The sequence below is a fragment of the Azospirillum soli genome, assembly GCF_017876165.1.
Classification (GTDB): Bacteria; Pseudomonadota; Alphaproteobacteria; order Azospirillales; family Azospirillaceae; genus Azospirillum; species Azospirillum soli.
Map to the genome: position 1 here is coordinate 1 of NZ_JAGINQ010000046.1, position 18,536 is coordinate 18,536.

Annotated in this window: 13 protein-coding genes; 7 read left to right on the forward strand and 6 right to left on the reverse strand. The window is 67.7% G+C overall.

Going from position 1 to position 18,536, the window contains the following annotated elements:
* From J2852_RS30730 to J2852_RS30745, 4 genes are all read right to left on the reverse strand, one after another.
* A partial coding sequence (locus tag J2852_RS30730) for a hypothetical protein (RefSeq protein ID WP_209883035.1) occupies nt 1–262 on the reverse strand: 262 nt, incomplete at its 3' end.
* Nucleotides 263–272: 10 nt separating this feature from the next.
* Entirely contained in the window at nt 273–6,143 is a 5,871-nt protein-coding gene (locus tag J2852_RS30735) for a DUF4347 domain-containing protein (protein WP_209883012.1), read from the reverse strand.
* Nucleotides 6,144–6,343: 200 nt separating this feature from the next.
* Nucleotides 6,344–7,354, reverse strand: a complete 1,011-nt coding sequence (locus J2852_RS30740) for a helix-turn-helix domain-containing protein (RefSeq protein WP_209883014.1) — start codon at nt 7,352–7,354, stop codon at nt 6,344–6,346.
* A 662-nt stretch (nt 7,355–8,016) separates the two neighbouring features.
* On the reverse strand, nt 8,017–8,934 hold the full coding sequence (locus J2852_RS30745) for a LysR family transcriptional regulator (protein WP_209883016.1): 918 nt from the start codon (nt 8,932–8,934) through the stop codon (nt 8,017–8,019).
* A 168-nt stretch (nt 8,935–9,102) separates the two neighbouring features.
* Between J2852_RS30745 and J2852_RS30750 the strand changes: the two genes are divergently transcribed.
* The 7 genes from J2852_RS30750 to J2852_RS30780 all read left to right on the forward strand — a co-directional run bounded on the left by J2852_RS30750 (nt 9,103) and on the right by J2852_RS30780 (nt 16,278).
* Nucleotides 9,103–10,155, forward strand: a complete 1,053-nt coding sequence (locus J2852_RS30750) for an ABC transporter substrate-binding protein (protein ID WP_209883018.1) — start codon at nt 9,103–9,105, stop codon at nt 10,153–10,155.
* Nucleotides 10,156–10,205: 50 nt separating this feature from the next.
* A complete protein-coding gene (locus J2852_RS30755) occupies nt 10,206–10,997 on the forward strand; it encodes an SDR family NAD(P)-dependent oxidoreductase (RefSeq protein ID WP_209883020.1) in 792 nt (263 codons plus the stop codon).
* Nucleotides 10,998–11,035: 38 nt separating this feature from the next.
* On the forward strand, nt 11,036–11,917 hold the full coding sequence (locus J2852_RS30760) for an ABC transporter ATP-binding protein (protein ID WP_209883021.1): 882 nt from the start codon (nt 11,036–11,038) through the stop codon (nt 11,915–11,917).
* On the forward strand, nt 11,914–12,687 hold the full coding sequence (locus J2852_RS30765; RefSeq protein ID WP_209883023.1) for an ABC transporter permease: 774 nt from the start codon (nt 11,914–11,916) through the stop codon (nt 12,685–12,687). The genes J2852_RS30760 and J2852_RS30765 overlap by 4 nt, the downstream gene beginning before the upstream one ends.
* Before the next feature lie 85 nt (nt 12,688–12,772).
* Nucleotides 12,773–13,819 carry an ABC transporter substrate-binding protein gene (locus J2852_RS30770; RefSeq protein ID WP_209883025.1) on the forward strand — a complete coding sequence of 349 codons (1,047 nt, stop codon included), beginning with the start codon at nt 12,773–12,775 and terminating at the stop codon, nt 13,817–13,819.
* Between the two features lie 8 nt (nt 13,820–13,827).
* Entirely contained in the window at nt 13,828–15,294 is a 1,467-nt protein-coding gene (locus tag J2852_RS30775; RefSeq protein ID WP_209883027.1) for an amidohydrolase family protein, read from the forward strand.
* A gap of 36 nt (nt 15,295–15,330) precedes the next feature.
* Entirely contained in the window at nt 15,331–16,278 is a 948-nt protein-coding gene (locus tag J2852_RS30780; protein WP_209883029.1) for an acetamidase/formamidase family protein, read from the forward strand.
* Between the two features lie 47 nt (nt 16,279–16,325).
* Here J2852_RS30780 and J2852_RS30785 read toward each other — a convergent pair whose 3' ends face one another.
* Nucleotides 16,326–16,739 carry a DUF3830 family protein gene (locus tag J2852_RS30785; protein WP_209883031.1) on the reverse strand — a complete coding sequence of 138 codons (414 nt, stop codon included), beginning with the start codon at nt 16,737–16,739 and terminating at the stop codon, nt 16,326–16,328.
* 13 nt (nt 16,740–16,752) lie between these two features.
* Nucleotides 16,753–18,213, reverse strand: coding sequence for a dihydroorotase (locus J2852_RS30790; protein ID WP_343206855.1), 1,461 nt, complete (start codon nt 18,211–18,213; stop codon nt 16,753–16,755).
* Nucleotides 18,214–18,536 lie beyond the last annotated feature (323 nt).

Genomic DNA, 18,536 nt, shown 5'->3' on the forward strand with positions numbered 1-18,536 from the left:
AGAGGCTGGCCGCGCGCCAGGAACTCGGCGTCCCCCTGGCGGATGCCCTGGAGACTTGGCTACGGACGGAGCGTGCCCGGCTCTCTCGCCATGCCGCCCCCCGTGATACGCCATGTCCCGACCACCGCTCCACCGACTGCCGTGTGGCCTGCGCCCAAGCCTTCGCCGCGTGGGCCGAGGTCGTCGGCCAAACTGCGTCGAACAGCAACGCCAGCTTCAACGAATTGACGGTGCTGCCGGGGATGGCCTCGACCATGGACACTGCCGCCTCGTCAGCCGAAGACGAACCAGTCGGCCTGCACCTGCTCTCGCCGGACGCCGGCCAGCGTGACGCTGTCCGTGTCGGAAAGGACGATCACCGCCTCCCCGGCACCATTCGCGGCAACGGTGTAGGTCTGGCCAGCGCCGAGGCCAATACGGTCGCCGGCTGCCGCGTCGAAGTCGGTGATGCGATCGTTGCCGCTGCCGATGGCTAAGACGAAACGGTCAGCCCCCGCCCCACCGGTCAGCGTGTCGTTGCCGATGTCGCCGGACAGCACATCGTTGCCCACGTCGCCAAACAGCACGTCGTCGTCGCGTCCGCCGAACAGCGTGTCATTGTCCAGGCCGCCGAACAACACGTCTGCTCCCATGTTGCCGAACAGGATGTCGCGGCCGATGTTGCCGAACAGAAGGTCGCCGCAGTCGCCGCCCGACAGGGCGTCGCTGTCACCACCACCCCACAGCGTGTCGTCTCCGGCATCGCCGAAGGCCACGTCGCCGCCATCGTCTCCATGCACGGCGTCATTGTCGCGCCCGCCGAACAGCGTGTCGTTGTCCAAGCCACCGAACAGCGTGTCGGCCCCCATGTTGCCGAACAGCAGGTCGCCGCCGCGATTGCCGAAGACGAGGTCGCTGCCGGAACCGCCAAACAGGGAATCGTTGTCGCCGCCGCCCTGCACGGTGTCGTTGCCACCGTCGCCGTAGAGCCAGTCGTTGCCTCCGAGCGAGCCGACGAAGTCGTCGCCGTCACCGCCGCGCAGCGTGTCGTCGTCGGCCCCCAGCACCATGTACTGCCCGGACGCATCACCGACCGCGTACTGTGAACCGGCGCCGCCGCCCACCTGCACGCTGCCGACGATCACGACGAAGCCGACATTGTCGATGTTCAGCACCGTCCCCGATGGCAAATTGCGGGTGTTGATGACCAGCGCCTCTCCGCCGGCACCACCGCCGGTGATGGTGATCGGCGCACCCGGCGCCGTGCCGGCGGCCACCGTCGGTGTCACCGTGCGCACCATCAGACTGGCACCATTCGGCAACGAGGCGGCGTAACTTACGATGGCGCTGGTGAGCGTGGCCTGTTGCACCGGGTCGCTTTCCAGCGCCGTCACAGCCGCGCTCAGCGTGCCCGCCGCCTCGCTCTTGCCGACCGGCCCCCGCGGCCCGTTGACGGTCAGGCCGATGCCGGCCGGTAACTGTGCGGTAACCGTGGCGCCGGGCAAGCCGCTCTCGGTGATCGGCACTGAGAGCGGTATGCCGCCGGTGTTGCTCACCGTCATCTGTACGGTGCTACCACCGGTCGTCGTGCCGCCACTCCCGCCATCCCCATCGCCGGTGGGCGGCGGAACGTCCTCGGTGGTGAAGTTGTAGGCAGCGCTGCCGCTCAGCCCGGCGTACGCATTTCCGGCGCTGTCCAGGATCGCATCGCCCGCAAGCTCGACGTAGTACGCGGTCGAAGAGCTGAAATCGCCGGCCGGGTTGATGGTGATCTGATTCCCGGACCTGATGACCTGGGAGGTGTCGGACAGGGCGATGCTGCTGACCGTGGCCCCGGTGTCGACGCGCTTGATGAGCACCGCCGCGCCGCTGGCCGGCTGCACAGCCTCTGAGAAGGTCAGGACCAGATTGGCGCTGGTCGCCACACCGGTGGCGTTGTCGGCAGGAGCCAGCGCGGTCATTGTCGGCGCGGTGGTGTCCACGACCAGTGTCTGATTGGCCGAGGCGGTGTTGCCCGCGGCATCGCTGGCGGTCACCGACACACTGTTCGCGCCGTTAGCGTCGAGCGCCAGGGTGCCGGAGTGGGCCGTGGCGGTGTCGACGCTCCAGATACCACCCGGCGCCGTCGTGGTGTAGGTGGCGCCGGCCACCGTCAGGACGATGCTGGCGCCGGCCTCGGCGGTGCCGGTGATCACAGGCGTGCTGGCGTTGGTCAGCGTCGCCGAAGTGATCGCCACGGCAGGCGCATCGCGGTCGAAGGTAACGGTCAGGCCGGTGGAACCGGCGCTCTCGTTCCCGCTCGCCATCTGGCGCGTGGTAAAGGTCGTGACGCCAGCAAAGCTGGAAACGTCGACGTTCGAGAATGTATAGCCGCCCGAGCCGTCGGCGGTCGTGGTGGCCACCCGCATCGAGCCGACGTAGAGGCGCACCTCGGCGTTGGCGTTCGCGCCGGAGCCGGAGAATGTGGCGGAGGTGGCGTTGGTGATGTCGTCGGTGTCGGTGCCGCTGTCGCTACCAGCATCGAGGTCGGGGGCGCCTGGGCCCACTGGCAGGATGGTCAGGCTGGCCGTGTCGGTGGCGGCGGAAAAGGCGGTGCCGGTCGGAGCGACCTTGTCGCCGGCGGTGCCGCTCGTCTGATCCCAGGCGCGGAAGGTTACGGCGCTGCCGAGCGTGCCGGCGGTGTTGCCGCTGGGATCGTAGTACAGCCGGTCCGACGGGCGCAGCAGCAGCGCGTTGGCGGTGTCGTCCACCGTGCCAACGGCGGTCCAGTTGGTGCCGCCGTCGGCGGTCCAGTACCACGTCCCGCCGTCGGAGGTGTCCACCCCGACCAGGGCTATGCCGGTGGCCGCACCGCTGTCGGCATCGGTGACGTTGGTGCCAATCGCGACAAGACCGGACACCGGCGTGCCCACGGGCCCGGACGGTGCGCCGGCATTCTGCGCAACGCCGGTCAGCGACAGCGTAGCGTCGGACAGCACGGGCGCATCGTTGATCCGGGTGGTGGTGACGGTGCCGATGTCACCCGTGATCTCGGCGGCCGTCTGGTCGTTGACGGCGATGGTGAAGCTGGTCGAGAACGTGCCCGAGGAGCCGCCGTTGCTGGTCGGCGTGAAGGTCATGCTGTCCAGCGCAACGGTGGCCGAGGCCGCCGTCTGGCCGGACAGCCGGTAGACGCCGGTACCCGGCCCGGTCTCGGTGAAGCCGCCGCCGGACAGCGTGCCGGCCGCGGGCGTGCCCAGCCGAATCTCTACCGTCAGGTCGTCCTCGCCGGCGTCCGCATCGCCGATGGTGACGTCGCCGAACAGCGCGGTCGCGCCTGCGTTGTCGTCGAGTGCCGTCGAACTGATGGAACCGGTGACCGTCGGCGCGTCGTTGGCGGCGGCGATGTTGACCGCCAGCGTCTGGCCGTCGGTGCCGCCCTGGCCGTCCGCCACGGTGACCGTGAAGCTTTCGCCGGCGTCAGCGGTCAGGCCCTCGACCGCCGACGCGGTCGGCACATAGACGTAGGCGCCGGTCGTGCTGTTGACATAGAGCGTGCCGTAGCTCCCTGCCTTCGACACGTCGTAGACCGTGCCGCCGATGGCGGTCGAGCCGCCCGTTGTGCCGGCGTCGATGCCGTAGGTCGGTGTTGTGCCCTCGGCATCGGTCATGCTCAACGAGCCGGCCTGATTGCCGAACGTGTCAGCCGCCGCCGTGTCGGTCAGGCTGATTGCCGCCGGCACGCCGAGCACCGGCGCGTCATTGACCCCGTTGACGGTGACGGTCAGCGTCGCGCTCCCCGTCCCCGACCGGTTGTCCGTGGCGGTGACCGTGAAGCTCTCGCTGGTCGCGCCGGCCGCGCCGTTGAGCGCCGTGGCGTTGGGCACGAAGACGTACTTGCCGGTCGTGCTTTCGACGTACAGCGTGCCGTGCGTGCCGGACTTTGAAATGTCGTAGGTGACGCCGTTGTCGGTGTAGCCTGCGCTGGTGCTGGTTGGGCTCGAAATGCCATAGGACGTGATGGTGTCGCCGACGTCGGCATCGGTAGCGCTCAGCGTGCCGGACAGATTGGCCGTACCGGCGAAGGTGTCGGCCGCCTCCGTGTCGGTAAAGGTAATCGCCGTCGGCATGGTGACGGTCGGCGCTTGGTTGAGGATGGTGACCAGCAGCGCCGTCGAGGACCCGCTCACATTTCCGGCGAGGTCCTCCGCCGTGACGGACAGGGCGTGGGTGCCCGTCGCCAGGGTGGTGCTGGTGATCTCGTACAAGCCGTCGCCGTCGGCGGTCGCATGGCCCGCCTCCACGCCGTCCGCATAAAGCCGCACGATGGCATTGGCTTCCGCCGTGCCGGCAAGGGTCGGCGCAGTGACGGTGGTGATGCCGTCGCTGTCGCTGACGCCATTGTCGCTTCCGGCGGCCAGGCTGGGCGCCACGGGTGCGCTTGGCGCCACAGTGTCAACGACGATGGTCAGGGTTGTGGTGGTGATGTTGCCGGCAACGTCCGTAACGCTGATCGGAATCTCGTAGGAGCCGTCCGTCGCAAAGAATTCATCGGGATCGCTGGCGGTAAAGATTTGCTCTGTACCCGTGCCGATCCCGCCGCCGGACTGCGAACCAGCGGCGCCATCCCACCGGAAGAGGATTTGAGAGTCTGCCTCGGTTGTTATTCGAAATGCCTTCCGGGCGTCGTTGGTCACGCCGTCGCTGTCGCTGCGGCCGGAATCGGCCGCAGCCAACGTTGCGACCGACATTGCGGGGGCTTGGCGGTCGACGGTGACGACGGTCGCCGCTGAAACGCCGCCGGCGCTGCCGGTGGAACTTGTCTCAAAGCTCCGGATGTAGTGAGTGCCTTCGGCAAGGGAACTCGAGATTCCCCACCGGTTGTTTGTTATGGAGACCGTTGTGGCGCGCCACTCCCCGTCATCCATGACCGCGTTGTTGTTGGCGTCATCAAACAGGGTCACCGTGCCGGTTCCTGGCCTCGCAAAGCCATAGAAACCGGTGGAGAGCGAGTTCGTAATGTTGTCTATCTTGCTGCGACCACTGTCGGCACTGTCGTTGAGCAGCGGCGGTGCCGCGCTGTTGCTGGCTTCGCCCGGTTTGACGTCGCCAATGATGAGTTCGTCCAATATCGGCTGATCACCAGGGAACGACGATCGGAACTCTTGCAGTCTGATCACCAGCGTATCGATGTCATCAAAGCCGGTGGAAAAGCCTCCGTAATCGTAGAGGCTGTTGTTGTCTGATACTGAATAAATGGCCTCGCCGGTTTTGACGCCTGCTTTGTACCCGAAGAAGCGATAGTTGGCTTGCTGGACCCCGGGGGCTGCGGTGTGCCAAGCTGCCAAAGCGGAAGTGACATCGAATGTGCCGGAACCGAAGACGGTAATGGTTCTGTATTGAGGATAGGTGAAGCCAGTGGTGAACCTCCAGCCACCGGCGGTCTCCAATGCCGCCGACGCGATGACGGTGAAATAGTCGTTGGTGAAAAGCCTATTGTAGATGTCGGTGTTGAAGGTCATCCACGCAAGATTGGTCCCGTCGGCCGGAGGGGCGGCAAGCAGCGGCATGGCGGTATCGGGGGCGAGGAAGGGCGAAGCCGCCTCTATGGCTCCCCTCCGCACTTCGAGATCCCAGTCGCCGCCGGTGTTGCCGCCAGTTTCGTCATCCGATGCCGCCACGTCGGCACCGGTAACCGACGCCAGATTGGCGACGAACTGCTGCCCAGCCGATCCCCTGGCCACATCGCAGCCATACAGCAGCAGGTCGCCGCCGGGATTCAGCGCCGTCCCCAATTCCGTCAGATCGCCGGCGCGCGCGGTCAAGGCCGGCGTGTCCAGAACCATCTCACCCAGACGGATCCGCCCTTCAACTCCATGGGACAGGATGTGGATGGCATCGTATCCGGAATGGGCTTTCGCCCACGTTGCCATCTGCGACAGGCGGTCCTCCACGCCGTCCAGCAGCACCACTTCGATGCCGGCCTTCACACCATCTGCCAGCTTGCGCCAGTCCGCAACGCCGGTGTCGACGAACACCACCTCCTTGCGGCCGCCATTGGCGGCAGGATCGACGGTGCGCAGCACCTGGGGGGCAAGGCTGGCGTCCGCTGCCTCCGACATCTCCTCCCAGGCTCCGGGAGCGGTGGTTTGCTGGAGCGGTGAGGAGAAGCGGCCATTGATCATGAAAGTACCTTAAGAAAAGACAGCCTGCCCATATTCGGGTGCCTGCGGTTCCGTCAAGCCCGCACAAGAAACGCCCGGGCCGAAGCACGGCTTGATTGAGGGTTTATGCTAATGGATTGAGAAGCGCCGTACTTTGCCCTCAGTCTCAAACACTTTGCCGTATGTCTCAGATTGGGAAGCGAGGTGGCGGAGCAATCGCGTCACGCCTGGAGATGTCGGATCCATTCCGGCAGCACCCGCATGGCCGGGCCACGCGAGGCAAACAGCCGCTGATGGACGGCGCGCCGGGCGTCGGTGGCCGCGGAGCGGGCTTCGCGTGGCGACATGTCGAAGGCCCGCCGGAAAGCACGGCTGAACGCCGCCTCGTTGCCGAAGCCCCAATTGTAGGCAAGGTCGCCGATCGATCGATGTGCGTTGGCCGGCGACGTGATCTCAGCAAAGCAGCGGAACAGGCGGCGGTCGCGGATGTACCCTGCCAGCCCGCCCAGCGGCTCAAACATGCGGAAAAGCGTGGCCCGCGACACACGGAACTCGCGCACGAGAAGATCCGCCGTCAATTCGGGGGACGCCAAGTTCTCGTCGATGTAACGCTTGATGGCGAGAAACAGCGCCTTCTTCTGGCCAACAGCAGCCACCTCCCGCGCCTCGGTTGCCGGGCCGAAACAACCGGCAATCAGACTGGCCGTCGCCTGGGTGATCCCTGCTCCTTCCTCAGGGGTCAGGGAGCCTACCGTGGCGTACACCGTCCGCATGTAGTTGGCGAGCAGATAGCCCAGCCCGGACCGGCCCGATAGCACCATGCCGTGCAGCCCATCGGAATTTTTCAACAACGGCGCCAGCACCGGGCGTGGCACGACGAACGTTATGTTGGAGAAATCCTCGGCCTGCGTCTGCAACGTCTGCGAAAGATCAAGGACACTGACGTCGCCTGGTTCGAGGCGGATGGGATGCCCCTCGGCCTCTCCCGCGTACCCGCCCTGCGTATAGAGCTGCACGAAATAATGATCGACACCACTGCGCGCGATGGTCGCGGGGGAGCGGCGGAACAGCTGGGCATTCGACGCCACGCTGCCGACGAGGAGCGGCCCCAGGTGATAGCTGTCGACCTTGATCCGGAAGGCGCTGACAGCGTCGGTGTCGGGCACCGCGACATCGAACAGCACCGACACGATGTCACGCCAAGCCCAATACGCCTCTTCGGACGACGACATGGCTGAGGAATCGAAATGAAAGGACGGAGTGCCTTCCAACTCTGAGCTTGACGACATCGATTCCGGACCATCCGCACGCCCCAATGATGAGCAAAGCTAACAAACTGGAGCAAAAATGGGGTAAAAAGTGAATTGGGGTATTCAGAGGCTGTTCGTGATGGGCTTGCCTTGGCGAGTGTAAGGCGGTGTACTGCCTGGAGCTGAAGTAGGGTGTTGCTCCGGGGGCGGTCTGGTCGGGCTGTGAGCGTCGTCACCAGCCTCCTGGGACGCGTTCTCGGATGTCAATGCCTTTGTGAACGAGGTCCTGGCGAAGGTGGCGGCCATGAAGGCGGGTTGAACGGCCTTGTTGGACAAATCCGGCCAGGGGCCTCGGGATGGGCCTAGACCATATGTTTGCCGGCCAAAGGTATGGTCGAGTTGAGCCCAAAGCCGTGGCGCAGACGGAACAAACAGCTCCCCAACCGGCATCAGCGGCAAGGATTTTCCCCGGTTTCGAGCGCGACCAAATCGGAAATTGCACGAATCTGCGGCAGCCGAAGCTAACCTGACAGTACCGTCGATGGCCTCCGCCGTGCTTTGAAAGAGTTTCTCTGCACCAAAGTCCGTCCGAAGGCCACCGGCGGTTCCGCTTTCGGTTTAGCGCGTTCCACTGGATCCTCTGGTCAGGCCAACTGAGGCGTCCGGCGCATCTCATCGAGGCGGCGGGAGAGTTGCTCGGCGAACTTGGCGGCGGCGACCGGCAGGGTGCGGCCCTTCTGCTGCCCCAGCACCAGCGGCCCGTGGGCGAGATCGACGTCGCTCAACGGGATCACCGCCAGGCCCGGGTCAAGAATCGGCGAGGGTGCCCCGATTTCGATCTGGAAGGTCACCACCTCCCCCGTGCGGGCGAGGTTGCGCAGCATCTCGAAGGAATTTGATTCCAGGACCACCGACAATTTCGTGGAGCTGACGGCCAGCAGCTCGTCCAGGATGGCGCGCGTCCCGAAGCTCGCGTCCGGCAGGGCGATGGGGTAGGGGGCGCAGTCGCGCAGACGCAGGCTCGGCCGGCCCACCAGAGGGTGGTCGGCGGCCATGATGGCGACGACCCGCTGGCCGAGCGTCATCAACGGCTGGAATTCCGCCGTCCGGCGTGGGCTGAAGATGATGGCGATGTCGGCTTCGAAGTCGGCGAGCATTTTCAGCGCCGCGCCCTGGGGGACCACCAGTATCTCAAAGCTGACCAGCGGATACTGCTCCCGGAAGGTCGATATCTCGTCGGCGAGGAAGGAGCTGACCAGCGCCTGGCTGCAGGCGATCCGCACATGGCCCCGCCGCATCCCCGACAGGTCCTCAATCTGCGAGCGCACGCGCTCCAGATCGGCGGCCTGGGCGCGCACCCAGCGGATGAAGCTCTCCCCTGCGGCGGTCAGGCGGATGCCTTGGGCCGACCGTTCGAAGATCGCCGCTCCCAGGTCCTCCTCCACGTCCTGGATGCGCCGCTGCAACGCGGAGGGGGTGATGTTCAGATGCTCCGCCGCCTTGCGCAGCGACCCGAACCGCGCCGCCTCGTCCACATAGCGCCAGATACGCAGGTGCCTCATGCCGGCCAACTCCCCCCGGTGTATACTTTTCGTCACCACCCTAGCAAAAAATCAGCGTTTGAGGTGCCGTTCGTGCACGCATAGCCTTCTCTCGTCTCCAGGACGCGCCAAGCCGGACGAACTCGGCCGGCGGGCTTCCTGCCACACTTCACGGGAGATCGCGGCCTCATGGGAACACCGTTGCACACCTGGCCCGCGGCTTTGGCGGGCGTTCTGTTCGGCGTGGTTGGCGGCTCCTTCGGGGGCACCGGCGCCGCGATGGCGGAGACGCCCGTCAAGATGGTCCTCAACTGGAAGTACCAGGGCCCCCAGGCGCTGATCCTGCTGGCCGAGGACAACGGCTACTTCAAGGCGGAGGGGCTGAAGGTTACCATCGACCAGGGCGAGGGCTCCGGCGCGTCCATCACGAAGGTGGCGACCGGCTCCTACGACGTCGGCTTCGGGGACATCAACTCCCTCATCACGCTCGCCGCCAAGTCGCCGGACGAGGCGCCCATCGCCGTCTTCATGATGTACAACACGCCGCCCTTCACCGTCGCCGTGAAGGCGGACGGGCCGATCCGCACGCCCAAGGATCTGGAAGGCAAGACCATCGGCAGCCCGGCCAACGACGGCGCGCTGAAGCTGTTCCCCGCCTTCGCCTCCATGGCCGGAATCGACGCCGGGAAGGTCACGCTGACCAACATGCAGGCAAACCTGCGCGAGCAGATGCTGATGCGCGGGCAGGTGGACGGCGTGCTCGGCTACGTCAACACCATCACCTTCGGCGCCAAGGCCGCCGGGATGAATCCGGAAAAGGACTTCCGCTTCATCAAATACGGCGACTACGGCATGGATCTCTATTCCAACGCCATCGTGGTCTCGCGCGCCTTCGCCAAGGAGAACGGCGAGGCGGTGAAAGGCCTCCTGCGCGCCATCAACCGCGCCACCAAGGACATGATCGCCGACCCGGCAAACGCCACGAAGGCGGTGATGAAGCGCGAACCCCTGCTGAACGAGAAGGTCGAGGTCGAACGCACCGTCGCCACCATCCAGCAGGAGATGAACCATCCGGAGATCGCGCGGATCGGGCTGGGCGACGTGGATCCGGCGCGTTTCCAGCGCTCAATCGAGATCGTGGTCAAGGCGAACGGGCTGGAGAGGACGCCGAAGGCGTCGGACGTCTTCACCGACGCCTACCTGCCGCCCCGCGCCGACCGCCCCAGCCGCGTCGTCCAGTGACGCGCCTCAACAGAAGAACGGCCTCCACCGAAGAATGAAGGGCTAAGACGATGAATCTGGATCTGAAGGGGCGGGTCGTCCTCATCACCGGCCCGGCGAAGGGCATGGGCGAGGCGGTGACGATGGCCTTCGCCGGCGAGGGCTGCCGCCTGGCCCTGATCGGGCGCGACACCGCCGCCATCGAACCGGTCGCGGCCCGGGTCCGCGCCGGGGGCGGGGAGGCCATCGTCATCCCCTGCGACATCACCGACGAGCGCCAGTGCCAGGGCGCGGCGGAGCGGACGCTGGCGACCTATGGCCGGATCGACGTGCTCGTCAACGTCGCCGGCGGCTCCGGCCCCATCGGCAAGACCGGATGGGAGACCAGCCAGGAGGAATTCGACGAGATCGTCACGCTCAACATGACCGGCTGCTTCAACACCATGCGTGCCGTCATGCCGGCCTTCGCCGCCCAGCGGCACGGCAAGATCGTCAACGTCGGCGGCACCTTCGGGATGCGCGGGCGGGCGGGCCGGATGGCCTATTCGGCGTCCAAGTGGGGCTTGCGCGGCATCACCAAGTCCTTCGCGCTGGAGGCCGGTCCCTTCAACGTCAACGTCAACTGCGTCGCCCCCGGCATGGTCGAAGGGCCGCGCTTCCGTGGCAAGGTCGTCCCGGAGATGGCCCGCCGCCTGGGCATCAGCGAGGAGGAGGCCGCCGAGCGCCACGCCGCCGACTACGCCCTGCGCCGCGTGTCCACCGGCGAGGACGTGGCCAACGCCTGCCTTTTCCTGGCGAGCGACGTATCGCGGCAGATCACCGGCGTGGACCTGCCGGTCGACGGCGGCTGGGCGGCCCTGTGACCGCGCCACCGGTGGGCCAGAAGACGGAAGGACGGACCATGTTCCTGCAGAACGCCATACCGGCCGAAACGGCCGACCTCGCCACGGCGGCCGGCCTCCCGCGCCCCGGAACGGCGCGATCCATCATCGAGTTCGAGCGCGTCGCCGTCGCCTACGGGCGGGACGCGGCGGCGACCCAGGCGCTCGCCGAAAGCAGCTTCCGCATCGACGAGGGCGACTTCATCGCGCTGGTCGGCCCCTCCGGCTGCGGCAAGTCCACCATCCTAAAGCTGGTGGCCGGGCTGCTGAAGGCGACCAGCGGCCATGTCTTCGTCGCCCGGCGCGAGGTCGGGGCGGAGGACGTGCGCATCGGCATGGCCTTCCAGAACCCGACGCTGCTGCCCTGGCTCAGCATCCGCAAGAACGTGATGCTGCCGCTGAAGATCGCCCATCCCTTCCGCAAGGACTGGCGGCAGAAGCGGAACGGCGAGTACCGCGACCGGGCCGACGCCCTGCTCGCCAAGGTCGGGCTGCTGGACTTCGCGGACAAGTTCCCGTGGCAGCTGTCCGGCGGGATGCAGCAGCGCGCCTCGCTGTGCCGCGCCCTGATCCATGAGCCGACCCTCCTGCTGCTCGACGAGCCCTTCGGCGCGCTGGACCAGTTCACGCGCGAGGAGCTGTGGGCCACCCTGCAGACCCTGTGGATGGAGCGCCGGCCGACCGTGCTGCTGGTCACCCACGACCTGCGTGAAAGCGCCTTCCTGGCCAACCGTATCATGGTGATGAGCGCGCGTCCCGGCCGCATCCTGGTTGACGAGCGCGTGGACTTCCCGCGTCCGCGCACGCTGGACACCACCGTCCAGCCGGAATTCACCAACCTGACGCACGCGCTGCGCGGGCTCATCGTCGCCGCGCGGAGCGGCGCGGGAGGACAGTCATGACCACCGTGAATCGCGAGAAGCTCGCCTCCGTCGCCCTCATCGCCGGCGTCTTCGTCCTCTGGGAAGTCTCCTGCATCGTCTTCGGTATCCGCGAGATCATCCTGCCGAGGCCCAGCCAGATCGTCGTCACGCTGATCGACCGCTGGCCGGCCCTGATGCCGCACGCGGTGCAGACGCTCTACACCACGCTGGTGGGCTTCGCGCTGGGCGTCGGGGCCGGGGTGGTGATCGGGCTGCTGATCGGCTCCTCCCGGTTGGCCTACAACGTCGCCTTCCCGCTGCTGGTCGGCTTCTCCTCCATCCCCAAGGTGGCGGTGGTCCCGATCTTCGTCCTGTGGTTCGGATCGGGCACGATGCCGGCGGTGCTGACCTCCATGGTCATCTCGATCTTCCCGGTGGTGGTGAACATGGCGACCGGCCTCGCCACGACCGAACCGGAGCTGGAGGACGTGCTGCGCACCCTGAAGGCGTCGAAGCGCGATATCCTGCTGAACGTCGGGCTGCCCCGCGCGATGCCCTATTTCTTCGCGTCGCTGAAGGTGGCGGTCACCCTGTCCTTCGTCGGGACGGTGATCTCGGAGACGGTGGCGTCCAACCGCGGCGTCGGCAACATGATGCTGATCGCCTCCTCCAACTTCAACGTCCCCCTGGTCTTCGCGGGTCTGTTCATCCTGGCGGGCCTGGGCATCGCGCTCTACGTCGCCTTCTCGCTGGTCGAGCGCCGCGTGACCGGCTGGGCCAGCCGCAAGACCGAGTTCGCGGCGGGCTGACGCGTCCCCGCCCTCATCTCCCCCGTCACCCCACCTCATCGGCCCCCGCCTTAACGGCCCCACCTTATCGGCATGGAGTATCGGCATGCTCACCATCACCCGCCGCGCAGCACTTCTGGCGGGGCTCGGCCTCGCCCTGGCCGTTCCGTTCTCCCCGGCCGCCGCGCAGGAGCGCACGCCGATCCGCTTCACGCTGGACTGGAAGTATCAGGGCATCCACGCTTGGTACTTCGTCGCCCAGGAGAAGGGATACTTCCGCGAGGAAGGGCTGGACGTCACCATCGACCAGGGTGAAGGCTCCTCCGCGACCATCACGCGCATCATGTCGGGCGCCTACGACGCCGGCTTCGGGGACATCAACGCCGTCATCCAGCAGGCGGCCCAGAAGCCGGCCGAGGCGCCGGTGATGGTCTACCACATCTACAACAAGCCGCCCTTCGCGGTGCTGACCAAGGCGGACAGCGGCATCACGGGGGTGAAGGACCTCGTCGGCAAGAAGGTCGGCGGACCGGCCGGCAGCGCCGCCACCCGCCTGCTTCCCGCCCTGCTGGAGCGCAACGGCCTCGACCCGTCCGGCGTCGAGGTGCTGAACATGCAGGCCAATCTGCAGGAGCAGATGCTGATCCGTGGCGAGGTCGCCGCCTCGCTGGTCTTCAACGTCACCAGCTACGTCAACCTGATCCAGCAGGGGCAGAACCCCGACACCGGCTTCCGCTGGATCAGCTACGCCGACCACGGGCTGGACCTCTACTCCAACGGCGTGATGGTGTCGCAGGCGCTGGCGCGCGAGAAGCCGCAGGCGGTGAAGGGGCTGGTGCGCGCCATCAACCGGGCCGTCCTGGACGTGATGGCCGACCCGGCCGCCGCCGTGAAGACGCTGGTCAGGGTCGAGCCGCTGATCGACGCCAAGAGCGAGCAGCGCCGCTTGCAGTTCGCCTTCGACGCCATGATGATAACCCCGGAAACGCGCGAGATCGGGCTGGGCGACCTGTCGGACGACCGGCTGGCGCGGTCCATCCAGGTGATGGCCGATGCCTACAAGCTGCCGGCCCGGCCGGCGCCCGGCCAGGTCTTCGACCGCTCCTTCCTGCCGCCCCTGACGGAGCGGCGCGCCGTTCCCTCCGCCGGATGAGGTTCCCGATGACGATCCGTTCCATCGCCTGCGCCGCCCTGCTCGACGGTCCCGATTACGCAACGCGGGGGCCGGGGCGGCTGACGCTGCGCGACGGGCGGATCGCCTCGGTCGAGGGCGCGGACCGGACTCCGGGCGGGGCGGGGGAGGCGGCGGAGCGGCTGTTCGCCCTGCCGGCCCTGGTCAACGCGCACGACCACGGGCGGCCGGTCCGGTCCAGCTCCTTCGGGGCGGCGGGCAAGCCGCTGGAGGTCTGGCTTCAGTATCTGGCCCTGCTGCCGGCGGTCGATCCCTATCTGGCCGCCGCCGCGTCGCTGGGGCGCAGCGCGCTCGGCGGCGCCGGGGCCGTGATGGTGCACTACACCCGCGCCCAGGGGCTGGCCCCGCTGCCGGAGGAAGCGGCGGAGGTGGCCCGCGCCGCCCGCGACGTGGGGGTGCGGATCGCCTTCGCGGTGGCGCTGAAGGACCGCAACCCGCTGGTCTACGGCCCGTCGGAAGAGCTTCTGGCCCTGCTGCCGGAAGACGCGCAGCGGGAGTTCGCGCGCCGTGCCGCCGCACCGCCGCTTTCCCCGGCCGAACAGATCCGGCTGGTGGAGGAAGTCGCCGACGCGGCGGAGGGCGATCTGGTCAACGTGCAATTCGGCCCGACCGGCGTGCAATGGTGCTCCCCGGAGCTGTTGCAGGCCGTGGCCGACGCCTCCGCCCGCAGCGGGCGGCGCGTCCACATGCACTGCCTGGAGACGCGCTACCAGCGCGACTGGGCCGACCGCCAGTTCCCGGACGGTCTGTTTCCCTACCTGAAGCGGATCGGCCTGCTGTCGCCGCGCCTCACGCTGGCGCACTGCACCTGGATCCGGCCGGACGAGATGGACATCCTGGCCGAAACCGGCGTGACCGTGACGGTGAACACCGGGTCCAACCTCGGTCTGCGCTCCGGCATCGCGCCGCTGGCCGAGATGGTGTCGCGGGGCTGCCGGGTGGCGCTCGGCCTTGACGGGCTTACCCTGAACGAGGACGACGATGCGCTGGGCGAGATGCGGCTCGCCAACGCGCTGCATCGCGGCTGGGGCTTCGACGTCGCGGTGAGCGAGGCGGAGATGCTGCGCATCGCGCTCGCCCACGGGCGCGCGGCGGTCACCGGGCGGGAGGAGGGCGGCGTCATCGCCCCCGGCCAGCCGGCCGACCTGCTGCTGCTGGACACCGACGCGCTCGATTCCGACCGGCTGCTCGACGGCCTCTGCCCGCGCGACCTGCTGTTCGCCCGCGCCGGCGCCGGCCACATCGCCGAACTCGTCGTCGCGGGGCGCAGCGTCGTGCGTCGCGGCCGGGTGACCGGCATCGACCAAGCGGCGGTGCAGGCGGAGCTGCTGGCGCGGCTGCGCGCCGGCATGGCCGACAGCGCCGCGCTCCAGGCCGCGCTGCCGGCGCTGGAGGACGCCATGCGGCGCTATTACGCCGCCGCCCCCTGCTGCTGAGCGGATTTCCGCTCTCTCTTTCGTCAGGACGATTCCATGCCGCTCGACCTCGCCCCGACTCCCGAAAGTGTGCATTGGGGATTCTTCGACGGAACGCTGCCGCCGGTCGCCGAGATCGCCAGCGGCGACACCGTGACGATCCACACCATCAGCGGCGGGCCGGAGGATCTGCCGCCCGACGGGCATGGCATGACCGTCCGGCCGGAGCACCGCCGCGTCCTCGACGCCGTGGAGCCCGGACCGGGGCCGCACATCATGACGGGACCGATCGCCGTGCGCGGGGCGGAGCCGGGGGATGCGCTGCGGGTCGAGATTCTGGAGGTGTCGCTGCGCGAGGATTGGGGCTTCAACCTGATCCGCCCCGGCGCCGGGGCGCTGCCCGATCTGGTGCCGGAGGGCGGGCGCGTCCACTTGCCCATCGACCGCGCGCGCGGCGTGGTGCGGATGCCCTGGGGGCTGGAGATTCCCGCGCGCCCCTTCTTCGGCGTCATCGGAACCGCCCCGCCGCCGGCCGCCGGGCGGCTGACCTCCATCATTCCCGGTGCCTTCGGCGGCAACATCGACAACAAGGAACTGACGGCGGGTGCGGTGCTGCACCTGCCGGTGTGGACGGAGGGCGCGCTGCTGTCGGTGGGCGACGGGCACGCCGTCCAGGGCGATGGCGAGGTCTGCCTGACCGCCGTCGAAACCGGCCTGACCGGACGCCTGCGCGTCGAGCTGGTGAAGGGGGCGGCGCTGGCCGGACCCTGGGCGGAAACGGCGGAGCATATGATCACGATGGGCTTCGACCCGGACCTGGACGAGGCGGCCCGGCTGGCGCTGCGCGCCATGATCGCGCTGGTCACCGCCCGCACCGGCCTGTCCGCCGAAAACGCCTACCGCCTGTGCAGCGTCGCCGCCGACCTGCGGGTCACGCAGCTGGTGAACCGGCACAAAGGCATCCACGCCCTGCTTCCACGCTGGGCGCTGAGGGGCGCGTCCTGAACACGCCGATGCCCTCTCCCTGCTGAACGGGGAGAGGGCGGTGCGGGTCAGCGCAGGGCGATTTCGAAGTCCTTGGCGCCTTCCCACAGGACCAGCCGGCCCAGCTCCGGCAGGTTCTCCAGACCGGACGTCAGGGTGATGACATGGTTGCCGGCGAGCTGGCCGACCTTGCTGGAAAAGCTGACGCCGCCGTAGGCCAGCAGGATTTCCGTCTCGCTGATGCCGCCGGGGTACAGGATGATCTGGCCCGGCGCCGGGTGGCTGGTGTGGTTCTCGAAGGGGACGGAGAAGTCGGTGTCTCCCAGCGGCACCCATACGCCCTCGCCGCTCCAGCGGACGTGGACGACGCGGCTGCGGAAGGGAAGCCGCGCGCGAAGCGCGGCAACCGTTTTCGGGGCCTTTTCCGTTTCGAAGCGCGCCTCGAAGCGGAAAGGGCCGGCGGTGACGAGAAGTTCGCTCATGGCCGGCCTCCCCTCAGAGCGCGTCGGCGGTGGCCACCGCGTCGGCCGGGGCGGCGGTGACCGCCGCGATGGTCTTGTCGGTGTTGCGCGGCTCGGCCGGCGGCATGCGCTGGATGGTGTGGACCGAGTGTCCATGGCCCTTCATGGTCTCGACCAGGGCGCCGTCGCGCACCACGAAGGCCCCACGGACCAGCGTGTGCTTCAGCTTTCCCTTCACCGTGCGCCCATGCCAGGGGGAGATGCGGGACAGGGAGTGAAGATTGAAGTCGTCGATGACCCATTCCTCCGACAGGTCGAAGATGGCGAAGTCGGCGTCGGCGCCCGGCAGAATGGCGCCCTTCTGCGGGTAGAGGCCGAAGCTCTTGGCCGGGGCCTCCGAGCTGGCGCGGACATAGGTGTGGATGTCCATCCGGCCTTCCGCCACGGCGGTCAGCATCAGCGGCATCTGCGTCTCGACGCCGGGGAAGCCGCAGTCGCAGTTCCAGATCACCGGACGGGTCTTTTCCTCCGGCGTGTGGGGTGCATGGTCGGTGGCGATCATGTCGATCGTGCCGTCCTTCAGCGCGTTCCACAGCGGTTCGTGACAGTCGGCCTCGCGCACCGGCGGGTTCACGCGGATCACGCCCTTGCAGCGCGCGTAGTCGTCGGTGCTCAGCATCAGGTAGTGCGGCCCGGTTTCCCCAGTGATGTCCACACCACGGGCCTTCGCCTCGGCCAGCGGGCGGAGTTCCTCCTTGGAGGAGATGTGAAGGATGTGGATGCGCGCCCCGGTCCATTCCGCCAGGGTCGCGGCGCGCTCCACCGCCTCCACCGCCACCACCGCCGGGCGGGAGTCGAGGTGGGCCAGGGGATCGTTGCGCCCGGCCTCGCGCAGGCGCTTCTCCCGCCGTTCCATGATGGTGTTGGTTTCGGCGTGCAGGCTGACGCGCATGCCGGTCGGTGCCACGCGCTCGAACAGTTCCAGCATGGCGCCGGTGTCCGGCGAGGGGATGCGGCCGAAGGTGTTGCCCATGTAGAGCTTGAAGCCGATCACCCCGCCCTCGACCAGCTCTTCGACATGGTCGAGCGATTCCTCGCCCAGCACCGCGTAGAGGCCGTAATCGACATAGGCCTTGTCGGCGGCGATGGCGTGCTTGGCGGCCAGGACGTCCGGCGTCGCCACGGTCGGGATGGTGTTCGGCATGTCGAAGACGGTCGTTACGCCACCGAACGCGGCGGCGATGGTGCCGCTGGCCCAGTCTTCCTTGTGGGTGTAGCCCGGGTCGCGGAAATGCACATGGACGTCGATGCCCCCGGGCAGAATGGCGAGCCCGGTCGCATCCAGCGTTTCGGCCGCGCGCGGCATCGTTTCCGGCGCGCCGATGGCGGCGATCTTGCCGCCGCTGATGGCGATGCTGGCCGGGAAACGCGCCGTGGAGGTGACGACATCACCCCCGTGGATCACGAGGTCGGCGATAGAGTCGGTGCCTGCCACCGGGAGTTCCTTCATCGTCTTCAGTCCGGAGTTGGTGTGGAGGGGTCGCGTCACGTCGCGGACAGACAAAAGGCTAGGCAGCGCGGCGACTCACCTCAAACGCCAATTTCCGGCAAGGGCGTCTACAAAAAGTACACGCCTTGGGCGGACAGCGTGCATGAGGGCATGGCGCCACCCTGAATTGGCAGGAGACTGTCTCAAACCTTGGGGGAGGATGGTTAAGTACGCCTTCTGTAATCGGGCCGGTTCGGTCAAGCCTCTCCCGCCGTGATCTCGTCGCAGGGCTCATGCTTCTGTCCGTGGTCGGCATGGAGCCGCCACAT

Coding starts and splice junctions, on each gene's coding strand:
- J2852_RS30735 (WP_209883012.1), bottom strand. CDS start 6,143: ATGATCAATGGCCGCTTCTCCTCACCGCTCCAGCAAACCACCGCTCCC.
- J2852_RS30740 (WP_209883014.1), bottom strand. CDS start 7,354: ATGTCGTCGTCCGAAGAGGCGTATTGGGCTTGGCGTGACATCGTGTCG.
- J2852_RS30745 (WP_209883016.1), bottom strand. CDS start 8,934: ATGAGGCACCTGCGTATCTGGCGCTATGTGGACGAGGCGGCGCGGTTC.
- J2852_RS30750 (WP_209883018.1), top strand. CDS start 9,103: ATGGGAACACCGTTGCACACCTGGCCCGCGGCTTTGGCGGGCGTTCTG.
- J2852_RS30755 (WP_209883020.1), top strand. CDS start 10,206: ATGAATCTGGATCTGAAGGGGCGGGTCGTCCTCATCACCGGCCCGGCG.
- J2852_RS30760 (WP_209883021.1), top strand. CDS start 11,036: ATGTTCCTGCAGAACGCCATACCGGCCGAAACGGCCGACCTCGCCACG.
- J2852_RS30765 (WP_209883023.1), top strand. CDS start 11,914: ATGACCACCGTGAATCGCGAGAAGCTCGCCTCCGTCGCCCTCATCGCC.
- J2852_RS30770 (WP_209883025.1), top strand. CDS start 12,773: ATGCTCACCATCACCCGCCGCGCAGCACTTCTGGCGGGGCTCGGCCTC.
- J2852_RS30775 (WP_209883027.1), top strand. CDS start 13,828: ATGACGATCCGTTCCATCGCCTGCGCCGCCCTGCTCGACGGTCCCGAT.
- J2852_RS30780 (WP_209883029.1), top strand. CDS start 15,331: ATGCCGCTCGACCTCGCCCCGACTCCCGAAAGTGTGCATTGGGGATTC.
- J2852_RS30785 (WP_209883031.1), bottom strand. CDS start 16,739: ATGAGCGAACTTCTCGTCACCGCCGGCCCTTTCCGCTTCGAGGCGCGC.